We start from the raw sequence: 20,425 nt of genomic DNA on the forward strand, positions 1-20,425 counted from the left end.
TGCGCCCGCCCTCTCTCCGGCGTTGCAATGACCCGGTTGCCCGTGTCACCCTGAGACCAAACAGGAGGTCGCCATGCGCCGCTTTGCACTCTTCTCAATTTCCTTGATTTTGCTGAGCTTTTCCGGGGCGGCCGGCCTGCTTGCGCAATCCGGCACGGCTGAATTCCGCTATGTCGTTACCCGTGGTGCCGATTTCTTTGGCTCGGATCTGGACGGTCTGTTCGACACCGACCTGCTGTCCTGCGTTCGGGCCTGCTCGTCCAATGACAGATGCATGGCCTTCACCTACAACACCCGGTCGAACGCTTGTTTCCCGAAAACCGGTGTGACTCGTCAGGAACCCTATAAAGGCGCGGTTTCGGCGCAAAAGGTCGCCACAGACGCGGATGTGCAGGCCCGGGCCGGCACCCGCGCGGCCGAACTTGCGTTTCTGAAAGACGACGACTTGACGCGCGCGCGCAATCAGGCGCGCGATCTCGGCCTGAGCCACCCCGGCGGCGGGCTTGATCTGGATTCGGTTCTGGCGGCGGCGAGGGCCGCGGATACGCCCCTGCAGGCGATGCAATGGATGGGCATCGCCGTGTCGCTCAGCGATCAGGGTGCGTTGTGGACAGACTATGCGCGGTTGCTGCTCGACATCCGCGCCGATGACCGGCAGCGCAGACGCGACAATGCCGAACGGTCCCTGAATGCGGCCGTCAACGGGTACCTGCGGGCAGAAACCCCGCCGGCGCAGGTCAATGCCCTGTCGGCGATGGCCGACGCGCTGGAGCGCAACGACCGGGGCCGCGACATGGTGTCGGCGCTGCGGCTGGCCTCTGATCTGCACCCGCGCGCCGATATTCTGGCCGAGCTTGCTACGGCGGTGGCGAAATATGGTTTCCGTGTCACCGAAACCACTGTCGAAAGCGATGCGTCCCGGCCCCGCATCTGCACCGAATTCTCGGAGCAGCTGGTGCAGGCCGGTGTCGATTACGAACCCTTCGTGCAACTGCCCGAACCGCAACTGGTGGTGCAGGCCGAGGGCCGTCAGCTTTGTGTGGACGGGGTCGAGCATGGCAAGCGCTATCGCCTTGTCCTCCGGCAGGGCCTGCCCGCCGCCTCGGGCGAGGCGCTGATCAGGGACGTGGACCTGACCCACTATGTCCGCGACCGTACGCCGTCGGTGCGGTTTCCGGGCCGCAGCTATGTCCTGCCCAAGGCCGCCGACGCGGCGCTGCCGGTCGAGACCGTCAACCTGACCGGCGTCGACCTCCAACTTCGCCGGATCAGCGACCGTAACCTGCTGCGCGCGGTGCAGGAAGGCTTCTTTGGCCGCCCGCTGAGCCATTGGCAGGATCAGCAGTTTTCCTCGGAGATCGCGCAGGAAGTCTGGACCGGCACCGCCCGGGTGCAATCCGAGCTTAACCGTGACATGACCTCGCGCCTGCCGATGGGGGAAGCGATCGCCGGGCAGCCGGCAGGTATTTATGCGCTCACCGCGCGGGTGCCGGGTGCCGATCCCTATGACGATCCCGGCGCGACCCAGTGGTTTGTACTGACCGATCTGGGCCTCAGCTCGATGTTGGGTGCTGACGGGCTGCATGTGGGCATTCGCGGCCTCGGTGACGCCATACCGCGCGAGGGTGTCGAGGTTTCGCTGATCTCGCGGGCCAATGCGGTGATCGCCAGTGCCACCACCGATGCCGATGGCTATGTCCGGTTCGATCCCGGCCTGACGCGTGGGCGCGGGGCGGCGGCCCCGGCGCTTGTTCTCGCGGCGGATGGCGAGCGGGATTTTTCCTTTCTGTCGCTCACCGATCCCGCCTTCGGCCTGTCCGATCGCGGGGTCGAGGGCCGCGCGCCCGCCGGGCCGGTCGATGTATTCCTGACCACCGATCGCGGCGCCTACCGCGCGGGCGAGATCATCCACGTCACCGCGCTGACCCGGGACGACCGGGCGCAGGCAGTCGAGGGGCTGCCGCTGACCGCCATCCTTAGCCGTCCCGACGGGGTCGAATACCGCCGGTCGGTCTCGGACGGGGGCAGGGCAGGCGGCCATGTCTTTGCTCTGCCGGTTGCCCCGGACGTTCCGCGCGGCACTTGGCGGATCGAGCTCAGAACCGATCCGCAGGGCCCGGCGCTGGTCAGCCAGACCGTGCTGGTCGAGGATTTCCTGCCCGAACGCATCGACTTTGACCTGGCCCTGCCAGGCGCCCCCCTGCGCCCCGGCGACAGCCCGCCCTTGCGGATCGAGGCCAGATATCTCTTTGGCGCGCCGGGTTCGGACCTGACCATCGACGGGCAGGTGGTGGTCAGCGCCGCTGGAACCGTCGCGGGATTTGAGGGTTACCGTTTTGGCCGCTATGACGCGCCGGTCTCGGCCCAGTCCAGCCAGTTCGGCGGCGACCGAACCGATGCGCAGGGGCTGGCGACAGTTGCGGTAGAAATCCCCACCGCCGACGCGCCCGGAAAACCGCTCGAGGCGACGGTGATTGCCCGTCTGGCCGACGGCTCGGGCCGCCCGGTCGAACGCCGCCTGACCGCTCCGGTCCTGCCGCAGACCCCGGTGATCGGTATCAAGCCGCTGTTCGACGAGGTGGTGGCCGAAGGGGCCGAGGCCTCGTTTCAGGTCGTCGCATTGTCGCCCGACCTGACGCCCGCACCCATGCGCGTGCGCTGGACCCTGAACCGGGTCGAGACCCGCTATCAATGGTATCAGCTCTACGGCAACTGGAACTGGGAACCCACCACGCGCCGCACCCGTATCACCACGGGCGAGGCCGATCTGGGCACTGAACCTCTGCCGCTCAGCCAGCCGGTCGATTGGGGCCGCTATGAACTGGTGATCGAACGCCTTGACGGTGCCTATACCGCCGCAGCGGTGGATTTCCTCGCCGGCTGGTATCGGGCGGCGGATGCCACCGTCACACCCGACCGGCTGGAGATGTCGCTCGACCGTGACAGCTATCGCCCCGGTGACACCGCGCAGCTTCGGATCGTGCCGCGCATGGCGGGTATCGCGCAGATCGCGGTGATGTCGAACAAGGTGATCTCGCGCCAGACGGTCGAGGTGCCCGAGGGTGTCAGCGTCATCCCTCTGCCGGTTACCGAGGACTGGGGCGCGGGCGCATACGTGACCGCGACCGTGATCCGCCCGATGGATGTTTCGGCCGGTCAGAACCCCGCCCGCGCGCTGGGCGTGGCCCACGCCACTGTTGCGCCGGTCGGGCGGGAACTTGCGGTGTCGATTGAGGTGCCGCCGGTTGCCGAGCCGCGCCAGACCCAGCAGGCCCGCGTCAGGGTCGATGGCGCCGCCGAGGGCGAGCAGGTCTGGCTGACGCTGGCGGCGGTCGATGTGGGCATCCTGAACCTCACCGGTTTCAACAGCCCCGATCCCGGAGGGTACTATTTCGGCCAGCGCCGCCTGGGGGTTGAGTTGCGCGACGTCTATGGCCGCCTCATCGACGGCATGAACGGTGCGATGGGAACCGTGCGCTCTGGCGGGGACAGTGATTTGGGGCTGCGTATGCAATCGCCGCCTCCGACGCAGGATCTGATGGCGGTGTTCTCCGGCCCGGTGGAACTGGACGCCAACCGCGAGGCGGTGATCGACCTGCCCCTGCCCGCCTTCAACGGCACCGTGCGTCTGATGGCGGTCGCCTGGTCGTCCCGCGCCGTGGGGCAGGCTGAGGCCGAGATGATCGTGCGCGACCCGGTGGTGGTAACCGCCAGCCTGCCGCGCTTTCTGGCCCCCGGCGACACCGGCCGGCTGCGTCTGGAAATCGTCCATGCCGACGGTCCTGCCGGGGATATGGGGCTGAACCTGTCCGTGCCGGACGCTTTGGAACTGGGGGATTCCCCGGCCAGCTTCACGCTGAAAGAGGGGGCCACGGCGGTATTCGAAATTCCTTTGCGCGCCGTGGCGCTGGGCGATCCGTCAATTGATGTCGCCGTCACAACGCCCGACGGCCGCGCTTTGACCCAATCGCAGACCCTGCCGGTACGCGCCAACGATCCGGTCGTGGCCCAAACGCGCCGCTTTGCGCTGGGCGCTGGCGACAGCTTCCTGTTCTCGGACGATGTCTTTGCCGGGCTGCAACCCGGGTCCGGCAAGGCCATCCTGTCCGCCGGGCCACTGGCGCGGTTCGACGCGCCGGGCCTGCTGGACCGGCTCGACCGCTACCCCTATGGGTGCACCGAACAGGTCACCAGCCAGGCCCTGCCGTTGCTCTATCTGTCCTCGGTGGCGCAGGCCACGGGGCTGGGTAACGGCCCGGCGGTGTCGGGCCGGATCGACGCTGCGATCCGCCGCGTTCTGGCCCGGCAGGCCGGCAACGGTGCCTTTGGTCTGTGGCGCGCCGACAGCGGCGACTTCTGGCTCGACGCCTATGTCAGCGATTTCCTGTCCCGCGCCCGCGCGCAGGGCCATGCGGTGCCGGATCTCGCCTTTGCGCAGGCGATGGACAATCTGCGCAACCGCATCAACTATGCCCCCGATTTCGACGAGGGCGGCGGGGATATTGCCTATGCCCTGATGGTACTGGCGCGCGAAGGCGCGGCAGCGATGGGCGATCTGCGCTATTATGCCGATGTCAAGGGCGAGGCATTCTCGACCCCGCTGGCGGCGGCGCAGCTGGGCGCGGCGCTGGCGGCTTACGGTGACCAGACCCGCGCCGATGCCATGTTCGCCCGCGCCGCGCGCCTGGTCGCCGACCGGCCCCCGCGCACCGAAACGCTCTGGCGCGCCGATTATGGCACGCCGCTGCGCGATGCTGCCGGGGTGCTGGCCCTGGCCACCGAGGCGGGCAGCGCCGCCATCGACCGCGATGCTCTCGTGACCCGGATCAGCGCCGAGACCGGCACGCTCTCGACGCAAGAGGCGGCCTGGTCCCTGCTGGCCGCACACGCTCTGGTGCGGGTGCCCGAAGGGTCCGGCCTGCGCGTGAACGGTGGCTCGGTGGAGGGTCCTTTCGTGCAGGTTCTCGACGGGGCCACGGACGAGACGCTCAACATCACCGCCACCGATGGCCAGAGCACCGACATCACCCTCACCGTTTCGGGTGTGCCCGAGGTTGCACCCCAGGCGGGCGGCTCCGGCTATTCCATCACCCGCCAGTATTTCTCGATGGAGGGCGCGCCGCTCGACCGCCGCGACTTTGCCATGGGCGAACGTTTCGTGGCTGTGCTGACGGTGAAGCCATTCGAGGATGGCGGCGCGCGGCTGATGATCGACGACCCGCTGCCGGCAGGGATCGAGATCGACAATCCCAACCTTCTGCGCTCGGGCGACGTGCGTGCGCTCGACTGGCTGAACCTCTCCGAGGCGACCCATGCCGAGTTCCGTTCCGACCGGTTCCTCGCGGCGGTGGACCGGTTCGGCCTCGACCCGGTGACGCTGGCCTATGTCGGCCGGGCGGTCACCCCGGGCCGCTTCCACCATCCGGCGGCCTCGGTCGAGGATATGTACCGCCCCCGCAACCGAGCCTGGACCGGCGCCGGGCAGGTCGTGGTGCGATGACCGGGCGCAAGGCCGTCGCCTCGGCCCATTGGCGGCGGCTCGACATGGAGGGCACCGACCGCTGCACCCTGTCGCGGCTGGACCAGGGCTGGATGCTGGTCGGTCAGGCGCTGTGGCATGACGACGGTATCGACGCCAACCTGACCTATGACGTGCGCTGCGATCCCGACTGGTACAGCCTGTCGGCGGATGTGGCGGGTCATGTTGGCGGGCGCGCCATCGCCATGCGCCTGCATCGCGGCCCGCAGGGCTGGCTGCTGAACGACGAGATGCAGGACAACACCGCCAACTGCCACGACCTCGACCTCAGCTTCACCCCGGCCACCAACCTGCTGCCGCTGCGCCGCCTGTCGCTGGACAAGGGCCAAAGCGTGCATATCAGCGCCGCCTGGCTGACACCCGGCTTCGGCATGCTGGCGCGGCTGGACCAGATCTATACCCGCATCGACGCCACGGGCATCCGCTACAGCTCGCCGAATTTCGAGGCCGAGCTCGAGGTGCACGCCTCGGGCTTCGTCACCGACTATCCGGGCCTGTGGGAGGGATGGGTCGATGGCTAGGTCTGCGCGCCTCTGGCTTGGCCTCGCGGTCGCGCTGTATCTTGCCGGTCTTGCACGTGACGCGGCGGATGACTGGATCGACCGCACCGACCTGCCGCCGGTTCTGGCCGAAACCTCGGTCGAGATACGCGACCGCGCCGGCACGTTGCTACGGGCCTATCCGGTGGCGGACGGCCTGTGGCGGCTGCGGCCGGGGCCGGTCGATCCGGGCTTTGTTGCGATGCTGATCCGATACGAGGACAAACGCTTCTGGACCCATTCCGGTGTCGATCCGCTGGCGATGATCCGCGCCGCCGCGCAGGCGCTCGGAAACCGGCGGGCGGTGTCGGGCGGCTCGACCCTGACAATGCAGGTGGCGCGGCTGCTGGAAAACGGCCCGACGGGACGGTGGCGCGGCAAGCTGCGCCAGATCCGGGTGGCGCTGGCGCTGGAACGGCGGCTGAGCAAGCAGGAAATCCTCGACCTCTACCTGACCCACGCCCCCTATGGTGGCAACCTCGAAGGCGTGCGCGCCGCCACTCTGGCATGGTTCGGCAGGGAGCCGCGCCGCCTGACCCCGGCGCAATCCGCGCTGCTGGTGGCCCTGCCGCAATCGCCCGAAACCCGCAGGCCCGACCGGCATCACCTTGCCGCGACGCGGGCACGGGACCGGGTGCTGCACAGGATGGCCGATCAGAACGCGCTGCCGCAGCCCGAAATGCGGGCCGCCCTTACCGAACCGGTTCCGGTGAAACTGCGCCCCTTTCCGCAATTGGCCGCCCATCTGGCGGATCGCGCGGTGTCCGCATCGGCCGCATCGCCGGTCCACGACCTGACCATTGATGCGCGGCTGCAAGCCGAACTCGAACCGCTGATCGCCCGCGCCGCCACCGGGGCCGGGCCACGCGTATCCGGCGCGCTGGTGGTTGCCGATCACACCAGCGGAGACATCCTCGCTTCGGTCGGCTCCGCCGGATATGGCGATGCGCGGCGCGGCTTCGTCGACATGACCACCGCGCTGCGTTCGCCGGGTTCGACCCTGAAACCGCTGGTCTACGGGCTGGCCTTCGATCAGGGCATGGCTCATCCCGAAACCCTGATCCATGACGGCCCGGTGATGTTCGGGCGCTATTCCCCGCGCAATTTCGACGGCGTGTTCCGGGGCGATGTGCGGGTGCGTGAGGCGTTGCAGATGTCGCTCAATATCCCCGTCGTGCGCCTGACCCATGCGCTGGGGCCCGGCCGGGTCATGGCCGCGCTGAACCGCGCGGGAACCCGCCCGCGCCTCGCCGGCGGCGCGCCGGGGCTGGCGGTGTCACTGGGGGGCGTGGGGATCACCCTGCGCGATCTGGTGCAGCTTTATGCCGTCCTTGCGGCGGGAGGGCAGGGGCCGTTGCTGCGCGACCGGCTGACCGGCCCGGCGGGCAGCACCGCGCGGGTGATCTCGGATGTCGCCGCCTGGCAGGTCGGCGACATACTGGCGGGCCTCGCGCCGCCACCGGGCGCGCCGGGCAACGTTCTGGCCTACAAGACCGGCACCTCCTACGGTCACCGCGATGCCTGGGCCATCGGTTATGACGGGCGGCACGTGATCGGTGTCTGGCTGGGCCGCGCCGACGGCACCCCGGTGCCGGGCGCCTTTGGCGGCGATCTGGCGGCGCCCGTGCTGTTCGAGGCATTCGGACGCCTGAAACCCGCCTTCGACCCGCTGCCGCCTCCGCCGCCCGCGACCCTGATCGTCGGCGCCGCCGAACTGCCGCCGCCCCTGCAGCGGTTTCGGCCTCGTTCGGCGGCGTTCCGGGCCGCTGCCGACGCGCCGCAACTGCTGTTCCCGCCCGACGGCGCGCGGCTGGCAAGCCTGGGCGCGTCGCTGACCGTGAAACTGCGCGGCGGGCAGGGGCCTTATTCGCTGCTGGCCGATGGCCGTCCCGTCGCCACCGGCATCCGGCAGCGCGAGTTCGAAATTCCAAGCCCGGGCCGGGGATATGCCTCGCTTGTTCTCGTGGATGCCAAAGGCCGGTCGGACCGGATTTTCATCGAAATCGATTGAAAGGGAGAGTTTCATGAAACGCCTGATTGCAGCGCTTGCGGCCAGCTTTGCCGCGACTTCCGCTCTTGCCGATTGCGCCACCGACGCACAGATCGACGCCTTTGTCGCGGATTACCTGTCGAACAGGCCGGCCGCGGCATTGATCCGGGACGGCAGCATGGAGGACGCGCACTGTACCCAGGCCAAACTGGCCGCCGCGCTGACGCCGCATCTGGGGCCGCTTGTCGGCTACAAGGCAGGGCTGACCAGCAAACCCGCTCAGGACCGGTTCGGCGTCAGCGAGCCGGTCCGGGGCGTTCTCTATCGGGACATGATGTTGCCCGACGGGGCCGAGGTGCCCGCCAACTGGGGCACACGCCCGGTGTTCGAGGCCGATCTGATCCTGGTGGTGGGGGACGAGGGCATCAATCAGGCCGCGACGCCGGACGAGGTGATGGCCCATATCTCCGCGGTGCACCCGTTCATCGAACTGCCCGACCTGATTTTGGCCGAGGGCGAACCGATCACCGCCGTCACTCTGACCGCCATTGGCGTCGGCTCCAGGCTCGGCGTCATGGGGGCCGAGATCCCGGTTGACGATCCCGCCGCCATGTCGCGGGCGCTGGCCGCCATGCAGGTGATACTGCGCGCGGCGGATGGCGAGGTTCTGGCCACGGCCCCGGGAACGGCGGTTCTGGGCCATCCGGCGAATTCCGTCCTGTGGCTGATATCCAAGGGGATCGCGTTCAGGCCCGGTGACCTGATTTCCGTCGGCTCCTTCGGCCCGCTGGTGCCGCCCGTCAAAGGCAAGGGCGGGGCCTCGGCCAGCTATATCGGCCTGCCCGGCGATCCCACGGTCAGCGTGGTGTTCAAGTAACCGGGATCAGTGCCGCCCCTCGCGCAGCCATCCGGCCAGCAGAAAGCCCGAGGCCAGCAACAGCACCAGCCACGGCGGCAACAGCCCCGCCTGCGTGACATCACGTGTTTCATAGGCCCCGCGCGGGGTCAGCCCGATCCAGCCCCGGCCCGAGGCGGGCCGCCCTTCGCGCACCGAACGGATCGCGGGCAGGCCATCCTCCAGCCGCATGACCCCGCCGCGCAGCCCGGCCAGAACCGGCGCGACGATCTCACCGGTGGCAATCGTTTGCTCGAACTCCTTCGGCGCGGCTGGGCCCAGACCGATCACCGCTTCGCGCTCGCCCTCGCGCAGGCGATAAAGCCCGATCTCGGGGCCGAAATACCGGGCCTCGTAACGTCCGGGAGAGACTTCTTCCAGCGTCAGTTCCTCCGTTTCGCCATTGGGCCGGGTCACCGTCAGCGGCCCGACCCCGTTCTCAAGCGTGCGGCGGATGATGCGCATGGACTGGCCGGTGGCCTCGGCCCACAGCGCCTCTTCCTCAAGCTCGGGCTCTTTCATCATCCAGTGCGCCAGCCGCCGCAGCAGCTCCAGCTGCGGCCCGCCGCCTTCGTATCCGCGGCTCCAGAGCCACGCGTGGTCCGAGGCCAGCAGCGCCACGCGGCCCTCGCCGACCCGGTCCAGAACCAGCAGCGGACGGTCCTGGACCCCCGTCATCAGCACGTCGCCGGTGCGATCGTGTACGTCGATCTGGCGCAGCCACGCGCCCCAATCCTCCGGGTCGCCCAGATCGGCGCTCACCGGATGGCGGCGGCCCAGATCGGACACTTTCGGTACATAGCGCTCCTCGAACACCCGCGCCGTGGGCTGGGCGGGCAGGATTGGCGCAAGCGGCGACCGAAAGATCGAGTCTGCGGTGGCGAAATCCGGTCCCGCCGCCACCAGAACGGCGCCGCCCTTGTTCACATAGTCGGTGACGTTGTCCAGATAGATGGCGGGCAGGATGCCGCGCCGCTTGTAGCGGTCAAAGATGATCAGGTCGAAATCGTCGATCTTTTCCAGAAACAGTTCGCGGGTTGGAAAGGCGATCAGGCTCAGCTCGTCCACCGGCACGCCGTCCTGCTTTTCCGGCGGGCGCAGGATGGTGAAATGCACCAGATCGACCGAACTGTCCGATTTCAGCAGGTTGCGCCACGTGCGCCCGCCCGGATGCGGCTCGCCCGACACCAGCAGCACCCGCAGCCGGTCGCGCACCCCGTTCATCTGGATCAGCGCGGTGTTGTTGCGGTCGGTCAATTCGCCCTCGGAAGCCGGCACCGTGAACTGGATCACGTTGCGCCCGCCATGCGGCAGGGTGATCGGCACCTCGATATCCTGCCCGATCGGCAGGTCGAACCGTTCCGGCTCGCCCCCGTCGACCGAAAGCTCCAGCGGCGCAACCGCGCGCCCGGCGGGGGCGTCGCCGCTGTCCTCGATGCGCAGGGTCAGGGTCACCGGCTCGTCAATGATGGCAAAGGCCGGCGCATTTCTGACGATCAGCCGTCGGTCCCAGTCCCCGGCCCGGCCCGTCAGCAGCAGATGCATCGGCGCGGGCAGGTCGGGGGCCTGACCGGCGTCGTGGATCAGGCCATCCGACAGGGCGATGATCCCGGCGATGCGGGCGCGCGGCTCCTCGGCCAGCGCCTCGGTCAGCGCCCTCATCACCTGTGTGCCCTCGTCGCCCTCGCCATCGCCGACGCGGATGCGGCGCAGTTCGGTATTGTCGCGCGCCTCGATGACTGCGGCCAGCCTTTCGGCGGCTTCAACGGTCTGGTCCTGCCGGTCCGACAGCTTCTGACTGGCGCTTTCGTCCTCGATCATCAGCACGATGTCAGTCAGCGGTGCGCGATCCTCGATCTGATAGACCGGCCCGGTCAGCGCCGCGACCAGGATCAGCGCCGCCAGACCGCGTAGCGCCCAGCCCGACAAACCCCGCCACAGCGCCAGAACGATCCCGGTCAGCGCCAGCGCGGCCACCACGGTCAGAACCGGCCAGGGGATCAGAGGATCGAATATGACGGTTCCTGTCATTGTCCCAACCTGTCCAGCAGAGCAGGCACATGCACCTGATCGGATTTGTAGTTGCCGGTGAGCACATGCATCACCAGATTTACGCCGAACCGGTGCGCCAGTTCGCGCTGCCGCTCCCCGGCGTAGCCGCGCCCGACAGGCAACAGCGACTGCCCGTTGCGGTCCACCGCCCAAGCCCCGGCCCAGTCGTTGCCGCCGATCACTACAGGCGTCACCCCGTCGTTGAGATTGCGGAACGGCATCCCCTCGACCTGCTCGGCATCCGGCGGTGCGGCCTCGACCCAGATCTCGGTACCGGCATGGCGCCCCGGAAAGTCCTGCAGCAGGTAAAAGGCGCGGGTCAGCACGTGATCGTGCGGCACCGGTTCCAGCGGCGGAATGTCCAGCGGCGCCGCCAGCGCCTGCAGCTTGCGGCCATTCGGGCTCGCCACGCCGAACCGGGCGATATCCGCGTCGCGCGTGTCGAACAGGATCATGCCGCCCGAGCGCAGATAGGCGTTCAGCCGGGCATAGGCCTCGGCGGACGGCTCGGGCTGATCCACCGAGATCGGCCAGTAAAGCAGGGGGAAGAATGCCAGTTCGTCGCGCTCCAGATCAACGCCCACCGGCTCCGCAGGTTCCACCGAGGTGCGATAGAACAGCGTATCCGACAGGCCCCGCAACCCCGCTTGCGCGACATCGTCCACCTGCCGGTCGCCGGTCAGGACATGCGCCAGCACCAGCTCCTTGGTCGAGGACAGCGCAAAGTCGGTGTCGCCGTCGGTCTGCGCCTGCACCTGCGGCGCGGCAAGCGCAACACCCAGCACCAGTGCCGCCGTCCGCGCCAGCCACAGCCGTCCCGACAGCGCCAGCGACGCCACCACATCCACCACCAGCAGGATCAGTGCCAGGCTCAGCAGGATGCCGCCCAGCGGCATATCCCGCTCGATCTCCACGCCCCTGACCGGAACATCTGCCGGCCAGATCGCCGGTTTCAGCACGGCTTCTTCGGGCAGAACGTTCAGCGCCAGCCGCTGCTTGTCGTTCACATAGACGCCCGGGCGCAGCTCGGGTCCCGCGCGCCCCTCGATCAGTGCGGCGCCATCGACACCGGGCAGATTGCCCGCATCAGACAGATCTCCGAACCCGTTCATCACCTGATCCGGCGCCCAGACGGTGCCCTGCAACAGCTCGACCTGCTGCGACTTGGCGGCAGAGGCCACCGCCAGCCGGTCCAGCATCTCGACGAACAGGCCGGACAAGGGCAGGGTGGACCATTCCGCATCCGCCGAAATATGGAACAGCACAACCTGTCCCAGCCCCAGCGATTTGCGGGTCACCAGCGGCGTGCCATCGGTCAGAGAGGCTATGGCCTTGTCGGCAAGGTCCGGGCCGGGCTGCGCCATCACCTGCGTGGTCACGGTGACCTCATCGGGGATGGTCAGCCCGTGAAAGGGCGAAAACTCGGGGAAGGGCGCAAGACCCTTGGCCTCGCCCCAGCTCATTGCGCCGCCGACGGTGCGGCCACCGCTGCGCAGGCGCACGGGCAACAGGGCGTTGTCCGTATCCTGCCCCAGGTCGCTGGCCGCCATGCGCGCACCCGCAAACCGCAGCAGCAATCCGCCCTTTTCGATCCATTCGATCAGTTCGGCTTCTTCGCGTGCCGACAATGTGGCGATATCGGCCAGGACGATGACATCTGGATTGGCGGGCAGCACCTCATGCAGATCGCCATCCACGAAATCGGCGGTCGGGATCAGCACCTGGGTCAGATAATGCGGCGGCGACAGCAACTCCAGCCCCTCACGGTTGCTGCTGTTGGTGATCAGGGCGATCTCGCGCCGCCGCAGGCTGTCATCCGTCAGGCTGGTTGCCGCCGCAGACCGCTGGCCCTCGATATCGAAGCGGGTGATCCGCGCCCGCAGCTCGGACGGCAGTGCCAGCGCGACGTGCACCTGCGCCTCGCCTTCGGCAAACTCCGCCGTGGCGGTTGCAAGAACCCGCATCGTTCCTGCCGGGTCGCGCCCCTGGGCCTGAATCGTCACCGACCGCGCCGGTGCAGGGTGCGACCGGACAGCGGTCAGTTGCACGGCGCCATCCTCGAACCGGGCCGGCAACAGGCCAACCACCTGCGTGTCGCTCTGAAAGACGGTCACGCCGCCCCGGCCCCGTAACGCGGCCAACACCTCATCGCGGCCCTCGTACTCGAGGGCATCGCTGAACCACATCGCGTCATAGCGGCCCTCCACCGCACCGAGCGCCGCCAAAGACGCGTCGATCTGATCCTGTCCCGGTTGCCACGGCATCGGCAACAGACCGGGCAACCGACTGCGCCACGCCTCGGCGGCAAGGAAAACCGGCTCCTCCGGGTCGGTCAGGCGCAAGATCGCCACCGGCCGCCCGGCACGACCGGCCTCGGTCAGCTGGGCGTCGATCTGGTTCAGCGTCGCGGGCCATCGCGCCGCCCCGGCCCAGCTGGCGTCCAGCACCATCAGCACCGGCCCGCTGCCCGCCTCGTCCCGCGACGGGTTCAGCACTGGCCCGGCCAGTCCGATGATGATCGCCGCCGCCACCAGCATCCTGAGCAGCAACAGCCACCACGGGGTGCGGTCCGACACGCTTTCGTCATCCTTCAGCCCCAGCAGCAGCGTCACCGCCGGAAACAACCGCCGGATCGGCGCGGGCGGCACCGCCCGCAGGATCAGCCACAGCACCGGCAGCGCCAAAAGCCCCAGCAACAGCCAGGGTGCGGTAAAGCCGATGCCAGCCAGCACGGTCATCGGGTACCTCCATCCAGGGCGCGGTACAGCCACAGCAAGGCGGCCTGGGCGCTTTCACCGGTGTGGTGCTGCCCCAGCCGCCAGCCGGTCGCGCGGCACAACTGATATAAGGCGTCCTTGCGCTCGGCCAACCGGTCCAGATAGCGCCGGCGCAAATCGCCCGCTTTCAGCGTCTCGTGCCGCAGCGTGCCACCGACGCTTTCAAAGATCGTGCGCCCGCGATACGGAAAACTCTCTTCTCCCGGATCGAGCACCTGCAGAAGAACCCCGCGCACACCCCTGTCGGCGGCCTTGGTCAGCGCCAGTTCCACCTCATCCAGATCGCCCAGAAAATCCGAAAGGAATACGGCCCGCGAATGCGGGATCATCGCGCGGTGCTCCGGCGGGGAATAATCCGCCCCGGCATCCTGCGACCAGGCCTCGGCCAGCCGCACCACCTGCGCGTTGCCGCGTCTTGGCGGCAATGTCGTCCCGGTCAGTCCGACCCGCTCGCCGCCGCGCACCAGCAATATCGCGGTCGCCAGACCCAGCAGGCGCGCCCGGTCGATCTTGGTCGGCAGAGCCTTATCCGATGCAAACCGCATCGACGCGCCCTGATCCACCCACAACATCACCGACTGGGCGATCTGCCACTCGCGCTCGCGCACATATTGCTGATCGCCGCGCGCCGAGCGGCGATGGTCGATCATCCGCTTGCTGTCACCGACCTGCGCCGGTCGGTATTGCCAGAAATCGTCACCCAGCCCCGCGCGCCGCCGCCCGTGATCGCCCAGCAAAACGGTGCCCGCCAGATGCTCGGCCCGTGCCAGAAGCGGCGGCAACCGCGACGCCTCTGCCTCGGATCTTTCACGAAGGGTCAGCGCCGCATTCACGCCGCCGCCTCGCTACGGGTCAGTCCGGCGGCGGTGGTTTCAATCAGATCGGCCAGGCTGTCGCCCCGCGCCCGCGCGGCGAAATTCAGTGCCATCCGGTGGCTCAGCACCGGCCGCGCCATGTCGATGACGTCCTCGGCATCGGGTGCCAGCCGCCCCTGCAGCATCGCCCGCGCCCGCACCGTCATCATCAGCGCCTGCGCCGCGCGCGGCCCCGGTCCCCAGGCCACGGTCTCGCGTACCCGCTCCGAGGCGCCGGGTTCTTCGGGCCGGAAGGCGCGCACCAGATCCAGGATCATCTCGACCACCGAGTCGCCAACCGGCATCCGGCGCAACAGAACCTGCGCCGCCAACAACTCCTCCTTGGTGAAGATCTGTACCGACCGATCCTCTTCGATCCCGGTCGTCGCGATCAGAATGTCGCGTTCGGTCTGCCGGTCGGGATAGTCGACATCGACCTGCACCAGAAACCGGTCAAGCTGTGCCTCGGGCAGGGGATATGTGCCTTCCTGCTCGATCGGGTTCTGCGTTGCCAGAACGTGGAACGGTACCCCCAGCGAACGATCCTCGCCGGCCACCGTCACCGTCCGCTCCTGCATCGCCTGCAACAGCGCCGACTGGGTGCGCGGGCTGGCCCGGTTGATCTCGTCCGCCATCAGCAGCTGACAGAAAATCGGCCCCTGAATGAAACGGAAATGCCGCGATCCGTCCTCTGCGGTGTCCAGTACCTCCGAGCCCAGAATATCGGCGGGCATCAGGTCGGGCGTGAACTGGATGCGGTTGCCATGCAGCCCCATCACGGTGCTCAGCGTCTCGACCAGCCGCGTCTTGCCCAGACCCGGCAGGCCGATCAGCAACGCATGCCCGCCGCACAGCAGCGCGGTGAGGGTCAGGTCGACAACCCGCTCCTGCCCGATGAACCTGCGGGTGATCGAGGATTTGGCCTGTTGCAGCTTTTCTTCAAGCGCTTCGATCTCGGCGACGAGCTCGGCAGGTTCGGACATGGCTTTCCCTTCCGTGGAGTTATATGATTGAAGTGTATCGCGCTGAGAGGAAATGGCAAAAACAATGAGCGGACAAAATACCGTGACACCCTCCGCCGATGCACTCGCTGCGTCGGTCAGAACGGTGAAACCCCTGGGCCTGCCGCCGGTTCACCTGTGGAACCCGCCCTTTTGCGGCGATCTGGATATGCGCATCGCCCGCGACGGGACATGGTTTTACGAAGGAACCCCGATCAACCGGTTCGAGATGGTACGGCTGTTTTCTTCGATTCTGCGCAAGGAAGACGGCAAGTATTTCCTCGTTACGCCGGCCGAGAAGGTGGGAATCACCGTCGATGACGCACCGTTCCTCGCCGTCGATGTCGAGGCCTCGGGCACGGGTGAGGCGCAAATACTGACCTTCACCACCCAGGTCGGCGACACCGCCACCGCCGGCCCCGACCATCCCATTCGCGTCTCGCGCAACCCGCACACGCAGGAACCGTCGCCCTATATCCTGATACGCGCCGAGCTTGAGGCGCTGATCGACCGCAAAAGCTTTTACCGTCTGATTGATCTGGGAAGCCATCATGACGGCTGGTTCGGCGTCTGGTCGTCGGGCCGGTTCTTTCCGGTCGCCCCGTCCGAAGACCTCGAAGACACCTGACGCCGGATTTCGCGCCGGGGCCGCATCCGGGACAGGCTCCGAGCCGGAGGACATGGCCGTTCTTTCGGTGGGTCGGGGTGAAAATTAGAAACGGATCTTCCCCGGCGCAACGCCGGCTGTCCCGGCCGGTCCGGCTCATTTTCGACAATCTGTCGGTTTCCGGCCCTTTCATGACAAAAATTACCCGGCTATGACTTGGGCGACGTTACGCAAGAGCCGCCATGCCCCGATTTGCCGCCAATATTTCCCTGCTGTTCAGCGAGTTGCCGTTTTTCGACCGGTTTCAGGCGGCGGCCGATGCGGGGTTCGAGGCGGTCGAGATCCTGTTCCCCTACGACGCTCCCGCACAGCAAACCAAACACGCCGTGCTGGCCTCGGGGCTGGACCTGGTGCTGATCAACGCGCCACCCCCCAACTACACCGGCGGACAGCCCGGCTATGCCGCCTTGCCCGAAGGGGAGGCCCGGTTTCGGTCCGACATCCGCCGGGTCATGCGCTATGTACAGGTTCTCCGCCCCGGTCTGGTGCACCTGATGTCGGGTTATACTGCCGGGTCCCAGGCGGCTGCGACGTTGGTGCGCAACCTGCAATGGGCGGCCGATCATGCCCCGCACCAGCGCTTCACCATCGAGCCGCTGAACCCGGTCTCGCAACCGGACTATTTCCTCAACGACTACGATCTCGCCGCCGATATCCTCGACCGGGTCGACCGCCCCAATGTGGGCCTGCAATTCGACAGCTTCCACGCCCAGATGATCCATGGCGACGCGCAGGCCGTCTGGGAAAAATTCCACAAGCAGGTGTTTCACGTACAGATAGGCGCTGCACCCGACCGGACAGAACCCGCATCCGGGCCGATCGATTTCCCGGCCCTGTTCGCGGCCCTCGACGCCGGTGGCTATGACGGCTGGGTCAGCGCCGAATATACGCCCTCCACGGCCCGCACGGTGGACTCGCTGCACTGGATGCGACAATGATGCGTGCTGACGAACCGGCAGTCATATTGCATATGCGAGGTATGATGCGCCCACCAGACCGAGTTGCCAAATGATACCCGCCCGCTTCGCACCTGCCCTGTTCGCACTCATCATTTCGGGGCTGATGTCCTGTATCGTGACCTGCGTTGCCACCATGCGCACGCTGGGCTTTGCGCCGGGCCTCGCGTCGAAATGGATGGAGGCATGGACCCTCAGCTGGCCGGTGGCCTTTGCGGTCATCCTTATCGCCGGGCCCGCCGTCCGCAAACTGGTTTCCCGCCTGGTCAGACCCGACCCCTGAGCCGCCGCGAAGAAGGTGCGTTGGATCCGTTGAGCGCCCTAGTGCGCTTCGGCCCAGTTCGCGCCCTGTCCGGCATCCACCGTCAGCTTCACATCCAGCTTCACCGCCGGATCGGCCGCGCCTTCCATCACATCCCGGGCGGCGGCGATGGTGCTGTCCACGGCGCCCTCGGCCACTTCGAACAGCAATTCGTCATGCACCTGCAACAGCATCCTCGCCGGTAGGCCCCGGATCGCGTCCGGCATCCGCACCATGGCGCGCCGGATCACATCCGCCGCCGTGCCTTGAATCGGCGCGTTGATTGCCGCGCGTTTGGCAAAGCCCGCATGCGGCCCCTTGGCGTTGATCTCGGTGGTGTGAATCTTGCGCCCGAACAGCGTCTGGACATAGCCATGCTCCTTGGCAAAGGAAATGGTGTCGTCCATATAGCGCCGAATTCCCGGAAAACGCTCGAAATACCGGTCGATGAACCCCTGCGCCTCGGCCCGCGGGATGCGCAGGTTGCGCGCCAGACCAAAGCCCGAGATACCATAGATCACCCCGAAATTGATCGCCTTGGCCTGCCGCCGGATCTCGGGCGTCATCTCGTCCAGCGGCACGTCGAACATCTCGGACGCGGTCATGGCGTGAATGTCCAGCCCATCGGCAAAGGCCTGTTTCAGCGCATCGATCCCGGCGATATGCGCCAGAATCCGCAGCTCGATCTGGCTGTAGTCCAGGCTGACCAGCACATTCCCCGGCTCGGCGATGAACGCCTCGCGAATGCGCCGGCCTTCCTCGGTGCGCACCGGGATGTTCTGCAGGTTCGGATCGGTCGAGGCTAGCCGCCCCGTGTTGGCACCGGTGATGGCATACGAGGTATGCACCCGGCCCGTATCCGGGTTGATATGGGTCTGCAGAGCGTCGGTATAGGTCGATTTCAGCTTGCTGAGCTGCCGCCAGTCCAGCACCCGGCGTGGCAGTTCATGTTCGGTTGCAAGGTCTTCCAGAATATCCGCCCCGGTCGAGTATTTCCCGGTCTTGCCCTTCTTGCCGCCTTCCAGCCCCATCTTGTCGAACAGGATCTCACCCAGCTGTGCAGGCGAGCCGACGTTGAAATTCTCACCGGCCAGTTCGTGAATTTCAGCCTCTAACCCGGCCATTTTCTGCGCAAAGGCGTTCGACATGCGGCTCAGCACATCGCGGTCGACTTTGATGCCGTGCATTTCCATCTCGGCCAGTACCGGGACCAGCGGGCGTTCAAGCGTTTCATAGACCGTGGTCACCTGCACCTGATGCAGTTGCGGTTTGAACAATTTCCACAGACGCAGAGTGATATCCGCGTCCTCGGCAGCGTAAGCTGTGGCCTCGTCAATCGGCACCTTGTCGAAGGTGATCGCCGACTTGCCCGAGCCCAGCAGCGGTTTGATCGGGATCGGCGTGTGGCTCAGATACCGCTCGGACAGCGTATCCATCCCATGGCCATGCTCACCGGCATGCATCGCATAGGACATCAGCATCGTGTCATCGATCGGCGTGACACTGACGCCATGACGCGCAAAGATCTTGGCGTCGTATTTCATGTTCTGCCCGATTTTCAGAACCGCCGGGTCTTCCAGCACCGGTTTCAACTGCGCAAGCGCCTCCTCCAGGGGCATCTGCCCCTCGGCCAAAGCATCCGAGCCGAAAAGATCGTCACTCGCCCCCTCGCGATGGGTCAGCGGGATGTAACAGGCCTCCCCCGGCTCGATGCACAGCGATATCCCCACCAGACCGGCGATCATCTCGTTAAGGCCGGTGGTCTCGGTATCCACCGCCACCCATCCGCGCTCATTCGCCCGGTCGATCCATTTCTGCAACGCCGCGGCATCGCGCACGCATTCATAGTTCGCCGCGTCAAACGGTGGCTGTTCCGGCATGGCCGCCTCGTCGGCCTCGGGCGAGGCCTTCTCGGCAATCACGGGCGCCTCGACCCCCATTTTGTCGGCGATCCGCTTGGTCAGCGTCCGGAACTCCATCTCGGCCAGAAAAGCCATCAGCGTATCCGGCTCGGGTTCACGCACCTCCAGATCGTCCAGCGTGAAGTCCAGTGGCGTTTGCGTATCCAGCTGCACCAGCCTCTTCGACAACTCGATCTGGTCGCGCTTTTCGATCAGTGTCTGGCGGCGCTTGGGCTGCTTGATCTCTTCGGCACGGTCCAGCAGCGTTTCCAAGTCGCCGAATTCGTTGATCAGCAACGCCGCCGTCTTCACCCCGATCCCCGGGGCCCCCGGTACGTTGTCCACCGAATCCCCGGCCAGGGCCTGCACGTCCACCACCCGTTCCGGCCCCACGCCGAATTTCTCGAACACGCCGTCCCGGTCGATGCGCCTGTTCTTCATCGCGTCCAGCATCTCGACCCCGTCGCCGACCAGCTGCATCAGGTCCTTGTCGGAGCTCACGATGGTCACCCGCCCACCCGCATCGCGCGCCTGATGCGATAGCGTGGCGATGATGTCATCGGCCTCGTAGCCCTCCAACTCCTTGCAGGCGATGTTGAAGGCCTGCGTCGCCTGACGGGTCAGCGGTATCTGCGGGCGCAGATCCTCGGGCATCGCCTCGCGATTGGCCTTGTACTGGTCGTAAAGCTCATTGCGGAACGTGTGCGACCCCTTGTCAAAGATCACCGCCACATGGGTCGGTGCGTCCGGTCCGGAGCTGTCCTCGACATATTTCTGCAGCATGTTGCAGAAGCCCGAAACGGCCCCGATCGGCAACCCATCCGATTTCCGCGTCAGCGGCGGCAGCGCGTGATAGGCCCTGAAAATAAAGGCCGACCCGTCGATCAGATGCAGATGACACCCTTTTCCGAAGTTCTGCGACATGATGCTCTCGTTTCTGTTTGCGCTCGCGC

Annotated in this window: 12 protein-coding genes; 7 read left to right on the plus strand and 5 right to left on the minus strand. The window is 66.9% G+C overall.

Going from position 1 to position 20,425, the window contains the following annotated elements; translation table 11 throughout:
- Window positions 1-73: 73 nt before the first annotated feature.
- From ACR0AO_RS11750 to ACR0AO_RS11765, 4 genes are read left to right on the plus strand one after another with little or no spacing between them, the layout of a single operon-like run.
- Entirely contained in the window at window positions 74-5,500 is a 5,427-nt protein-coding gene (locus ACR0AO_RS11750; RefSeq protein ID WP_480603619.1) for an alpha-2-macroglobulin family protein, read from the plus strand.
- Window positions 5,497-6,060: a putative glycolipid-binding domain-containing protein gene (locus ACR0AO_RS11755; RefSeq protein ID WP_480603621.1), complete on the plus strand. Its 564-nt coding sequence runs from the start codon at window positions 5,497-5,499 to the stop codon at window positions 6,058-6,060. The genes ACR0AO_RS11750 and ACR0AO_RS11755 overlap by 4 nt, the downstream gene beginning before the upstream one ends.
- Window positions 6,053-8,089, plus strand: coding sequence for a penicillin-binding protein 1C (gene pbpC, locus ACR0AO_RS11760; protein WP_480603623.1), 2,037 nt, complete (start codon window positions 6,053-6,055; stop codon window positions 8,087-8,089). Before ACR0AO_RS11755 ends, pbpC begins: the two co-directional genes overlap by 8 nt.
- 13 nt (window positions 8,090-8,102) lie before the next feature.
- Window positions 8,103-8,945: a 2-keto-4-pentenoate hydratase gene (locus tag ACR0AO_RS11765; protein WP_480603625.1), complete on the plus strand. Its 843-nt coding sequence runs from the start codon at window positions 8,103-8,105 to the stop codon at window positions 8,943-8,945.
- Window positions 8,946-8,951: 6 nt separating this feature from the next.
- Here the strand turns inward: ACR0AO_RS11765 and ACR0AO_RS11770 are convergent, their stop codons facing one another.
- The 4 genes from ACR0AO_RS11770 to ACR0AO_RS11785 are packed head-to-tail and all read right to left on the minus strand — an operon-like array spanning window position 8,952 to window position 15,629.
- On the minus strand, window positions 8,952-10,994 hold the full coding sequence (locus tag ACR0AO_RS11770) for a hypothetical protein (protein WP_480603627.1): 2,043 nt from the start codon (window positions 10,992-10,994) through the stop codon (window positions 8,952-8,954).
- Window positions 10,991-13,753 carry a DUF4159 domain-containing protein gene (locus ACR0AO_RS11775; RefSeq protein ID WP_480603629.1) on the minus strand — a complete coding sequence of 921 codons (2,763 nt, stop codon included), beginning with the start codon at window positions 13,751-13,753 and terminating at the stop codon, window positions 10,991-10,993. Before ACR0AO_RS11775 ends, ACR0AO_RS11770 begins: the two co-directional genes overlap by 4 nt.
- A complete protein-coding gene (locus tag ACR0AO_RS11780; RefSeq protein ID WP_480603631.1) occupies window positions 13,750-14,625 on the minus strand; it encodes a DUF58 domain-containing protein in 876 nt (291 codons plus the stop codon). The genes ACR0AO_RS11775 and ACR0AO_RS11780 overlap by 4 nt, the downstream gene beginning before the upstream one ends.
- Complete coding sequence (locus ACR0AO_RS11785) at window positions 14,622-15,629, minus strand: AAA family ATPase (protein WP_480603633.1); 1,008 nt, start codon at window positions 15,627-15,629, stop codon at window positions 14,622-14,624. The genes ACR0AO_RS11780 and ACR0AO_RS11785 overlap by 4 nt, the downstream gene beginning before the upstream one ends.
- A 64-nt stretch (window positions 15,630-15,693) precedes the next feature.
- On the opposite strand from ACR0AO_RS11785, the gene ACR0AO_RS11790 reads away from it, so the two are divergent.
- The 3 genes from ACR0AO_RS11790 to ACR0AO_RS11800 all read left to right on the plus strand — a co-directional run bounded on the left by ACR0AO_RS11790 (window position 15,694) and on the right by ACR0AO_RS11800 (window position 17,553).
- Window positions 15,694-16,275, plus strand: a complete 582-nt coding sequence (locus ACR0AO_RS11790; protein WP_480603635.1) for a DUF1285 domain-containing protein — start codon at window positions 15,694-15,696, stop codon at window positions 16,273-16,275.
- Window positions 16,276-16,496: 221 nt separating this feature from the next.
- Window positions 16,497-17,252: a hydroxypyruvate isomerase family protein gene (locus ACR0AO_RS11795; RefSeq protein ID WP_480603637.1), complete on the plus strand. Its 756-nt coding sequence runs from the start codon at window positions 16,497-16,499 to the stop codon at window positions 17,250-17,252.
- A gap of 70 nt (window positions 17,253-17,322) precedes the next feature.
- Window positions 17,323-17,553: a DUF2798 domain-containing protein gene (locus tag ACR0AO_RS11800; RefSeq protein WP_480603639.1), complete on the plus strand. Its 231-nt coding sequence runs from the start codon at window positions 17,323-17,325 to the stop codon at window positions 17,551-17,553.
- A 38-nt stretch (window positions 17,554-17,591) separates the two neighbouring features.
- On the opposite strand, the gene polA is transcribed toward ACR0AO_RS11800, so the two are convergent.
- Window positions 17,592-20,396, minus strand: coding sequence for a DNA polymerase I (gene polA, locus ACR0AO_RS11805; RefSeq protein WP_480603641.1), 2,805 nt, complete (start codon window positions 20,394-20,396; stop codon window positions 17,592-17,594).
- Window positions 20,397-20,425 lie beyond the last annotated feature (29 nt).

It is taken from the genome of Ruegeria sp. AF8, assembly GCF_056541825.1.

Bases quoted from the DNA above. Each gene is read 5' to 3' on its own strand.
- ACR0AO_RS11750 (WP_480603619.1), top strand. From the start codon at position 74: ATGCGCCGCTTTGCACTCTTCTCAATTTCCTTGATTTTGCTGAGCTTT.
- ACR0AO_RS11755 (WP_480603621.1), top strand. From the start codon at position 5,497: ATGACCGGGCGCAAGGCCGTCGCCTCGGCCCATTGGCGGCGGCTCGAC.
- pbpC (WP_480603623.1), top strand. From the start codon at position 6,053: ATGGCTAGGTCTGCGCGCCTCTGGCTTGGCCTCGCGGTCGCGCTGTAT.
- ACR0AO_RS11765 (WP_480603625.1), top strand. From the start codon at position 8,103: ATGAAACGCCTGATTGCAGCGCTTGCGGCCAGCTTTGCCGCGACTTCC.
- ACR0AO_RS11770 (WP_480603627.1), bottom strand. From the start codon at position 10,994: ATGACAGGAACCGTCATATTCGATCCTCTGATCCCCTGGCCGGTTCTG.
- ACR0AO_RS11775 (WP_480603629.1), bottom strand. From the start codon at position 13,753: ATGACCGTGCTGGCTGGCATCGGCTTTACCGCACCCTGGCTGTTGCTG.
- ACR0AO_RS11785 (WP_480603633.1), bottom strand. From the start codon at position 15,629: ATGTCCGAACCTGCCGAGCTCGTCGCCGAGATCGAAGCGCTTGAAGAA.
- ACR0AO_RS11790 (WP_480603635.1), top strand. From the start codon at position 15,694: ATGAGCGGACAAAATACCGTGACACCCTCCGCCGATGCACTCGCTGCG.
- ACR0AO_RS11795 (WP_480603637.1), top strand. From the start codon at position 16,497: ATGCCCCGATTTGCCGCCAATATTTCCCTGCTGTTCAGCGAGTTGCCG.
- ACR0AO_RS11800 (WP_480603639.1), top strand. From the start codon at position 17,323: ATGATACCCGCCCGCTTCGCACCTGCCCTGTTCGCACTCATCATTTCG.
- polA (WP_480603641.1), bottom strand. From the start codon at position 20,396: ATGTCGCAGAACTTCGGAAAAGGGTGTCATCTGCATCTGATCGACGGG.